The following is a 2,577-nucleotide window of genomic DNA, read 5'->3' on the forward strand; positions in this document are numbered from 1 at the left end:
CGGTGGCGTAGAGCGAGCCCACGTTGTACCCGCCGACGAAGCCCACCTCGCCATCGACGGTGAGGATCTTGCGGTGGTCGCGGCCGGACTTGCGGATGTTCAGCAGCAGCACGCCGGGCCGGAGGGCCGGGTACTCCAGCACGTGGACGTTGGGCGGGAAGCGGAAGAAGGACCGGGGCACCACCAGGTTCGCGAAGCCGTCGTAGACGACGTACACCTCGACGCCCCGGTCGGCCGCCTCGATGAGCGCGCGCTTGAACCGCTGGCCCACCCGGTCGTCCTTGATGATGTAGGACTCGAACAGGACGCGGCGCCGGGCCCCCCGGATCGCCGCGATCATGTCCTCGAACAGGTCCTCGCCGTAGGTGTACACGGTCGCCGTGGTCCCGGTGTCGCCCACCGGCAGCTCGGCGGGCGCCGTGCGGGGGAAGAAGGCCCGGCGCGGCCGCACCTTCCTGCGCCAGTGGTTGACCCCCATGAGGGTCGCGGCCACGGCGACCTGCGTGGTCACCAGCCCGACGAGCCCCCACTTGGCCACCGAGGTGATGGTGGAGCGTCGCACAGTCGCCTCCCGGGCAGGGACCTCCGCGGTGCCGGGCCCGACCGCGGACGCCCCTGGTACAAAGTGGACGTCAACCGTATCCCGGGGCACCGGCGGACGGCGGCGCGTCCGCCCCGTGTCTCCCGTGACACAGGACTCTCCTCCTACCCCCGTTCCCGGCGGCGGAACGCCACCAGCTCCGTGGTCGGGCTCTCACTGCGGCCCCGGACCAGGCGCCGCTCCAGCGGGTAGAGCGCCGCGCCCGCGAGCCACCCGGTCGGCGCGGTGAGGGTGGCCGCGCGCAGGGCCCCGCCCCACGCCTTGCGCCAGGGCGCGGGGGCGTCCACCTGGGCGTTCATCAGCATGAGCATGGGCACCCGGCGGACCAGGTCGAACCCGGCCCGGTCCGCGGTGTCGGTGATCCACTCCAGGGTGCGGTTGACCTGGTGTTCACCGCGCTGCTCGGGGCGGCGCAGGCAGTTCTCTGAGATGACGAGGAGGCCGCCGGGGCGCAGCACCCGGGAGAACTCGCCGAGGGCCCGGGTGTAGCGCTCGTCGTCGGTGATGTGGAAGAGCACGTCCATGCAGGACAGCGCGTCGAAGGAGTCGTCGTCGAAGGCGTCGAGGTCGGCGGCGTCCTGGCGGACGAACCTGTGGTCGGGGAACCTGCCGCGCAGGCGCTGCACGGCGGCGTCGGTCATGTCGCACCCGGTGACGTCGCCGACGCCCATCCGCTCCCACAGGCGCACGTAGAAGCCGGTGCCGCTGCCCACGTCGAGGACGCTGGCGCCGGACCGGCCGGGGGTCAGCCGTGCGGCCTCGCGCAGGAACACCTCCTCGCGCACCTTGTACATCCACGTGTTGAAGGGGCGGCCCAGGGCCCGGTAGCCGACGCCGCTCTCGGTCCAGTCGCCTTCGAGACGGCGTTCCCAGAAGTCTCGCAGTTCGCTGTGCGTAGCCATGGGACCACTGTCACACCGCGCCCGCGGGAAGTCCCGCCGAAGCGCCGCAACGGCCCCGGAGAACCGCGTGCTCCCGGTTTTCGGACATCCCCGTGCCCTCAAGGCGAAGGGCCGGATCTCGCGACCCCGCCCGGCCGCAGGACGCGGTGCGTCCCGGACAGGGCGCGGTACCGGTCGGGGATGGCGCGCAGGGCGAGCGCGCACGGGACGGTGACGAACTCCCCGTCGCCGGAGGGCGGGTCCTGCGGGGCGCCGGACGTCCTGGAGTGCCCGACCACGAGGGCGGTGCTGGAGGAGGCCTCGGTGTCGGAGTGCGCTGCTATGCATGGCCGCACACACCCTCCGAACCTCCGGGAGACCCCTTGACCTTCCACGACCACCTGACCGAGTTCGCCGGGCTGCCCGTCCTGGACTACGCGGAGGCGCGCCGCCTGGAACGGAGCGGGGAGACCGTCCCGCCCGGCGCCCGGTCCCCGCTGCGGGACGGCCTGGCCGATCCCGGATCGGTGGCCTGGCGGTTGGACCGGTACGGGGACGACCTCCCGGAGGACCCCCGGGAGTACCTGGAGGGGTTCCTGGAGTTCGTCGGCGACCCGGCCGCGGTCCGCGCCCTCGTCGTCGGCGGCCTGGTGACCGGTTTCGAGGTGGAGTCCTCCGACGCCGTCCGCGACGCCCTGGCGGAGGCCGCCCCGCGCCTGCCCGGCCTGCGCGACCTCTTCTACGCGGACCTGACCTTCGAGGAGTGCGAGGCGTCGTGGATCCGGCACGGGGACCTGTCCCCGCTGGTGAACGCCTTTCCCGGGCTGACCGGGTTCGCCGCGCGCGGCACCATGGACCTGGGCCTGGAGGCGCTGGAGCACGACGGGCTGCGCCGCCTCACCCTCCAGGGCGGGGGACTGCCCGCGCGGCTCACCCGGGAGGTCGTCTCCGCACGGCTCCCCGCCCTGGAGCACCTGGAGCTGTGGCTGGGAGTGGACGACTACCGCGGCGACACCACGGCGCTGGACCTCGCCCCCGTCCTGTCCGGCGGGGCCTTCCCGGCACTGCGCTCGCTGGGCCTGCGCAACGCCGAGC

Annotated in this window: 4 protein-coding genes; 1 reads left to right on the forward strand and 3 read right to left on the reverse strand. The window is 73.5% G+C overall.

The window, feature by feature from the left end:
* The 3 genes from DQW06_RS25545 to DQW06_RS25555 form a co-directional block, all read right to left on the reverse strand.
* A partial coding sequence (locus tag DQW06_RS25545; protein ID WP_232833154.1) for a phospholipase D-like domain-containing protein occupies window positions 1–562 on the reverse strand: 562 nt, incomplete at its 3' end.
* Between the two features lie 143 nt (window positions 563–705).
* Complete coding sequence (locus tag DQW06_RS25550; RefSeq protein WP_019609867.1) at window positions 706–1,503, reverse strand: bifunctional 2-polyprenyl-6-hydroxyphenol methylase/3-demethylubiquinol 3-O-methyltransferase UbiG; 798 nt, start codon at window positions 1,501–1,503, stop codon at window positions 706–708.
* Between the two features lie 98 nt (window positions 1,504–1,601).
* Complete coding sequence (locus DQW06_RS25555) at window positions 1,602–1,838, reverse strand: methyltransferase domain-containing protein (protein ID WP_013155101.1); 237 nt, start codon at window positions 1,836–1,838, stop codon at window positions 1,602–1,604.
* A gap of 27 nt (window positions 1,839–1,865) precedes the next feature.
* On the opposite strand from DQW06_RS25555, the gene DQW06_RS25565 reads away from it, so the two are divergent.
* Window positions 1,866–2,577 (forward strand): hypothetical protein (locus tag DQW06_RS25565; RefSeq protein WP_117199451.1); only part of this gene is annotated, 712 nt, incomplete at its 3' end.

The organism is Nocardiopsis sp. TNDT3 (genome assembly GCF_003427465.1).
Classification (GTDB): domain Bacteria; phylum Actinomycetota; class Actinomycetes; order Streptosporangiales; family Streptosporangiaceae; genus Nocardiopsis; species Nocardiopsis dassonvillei.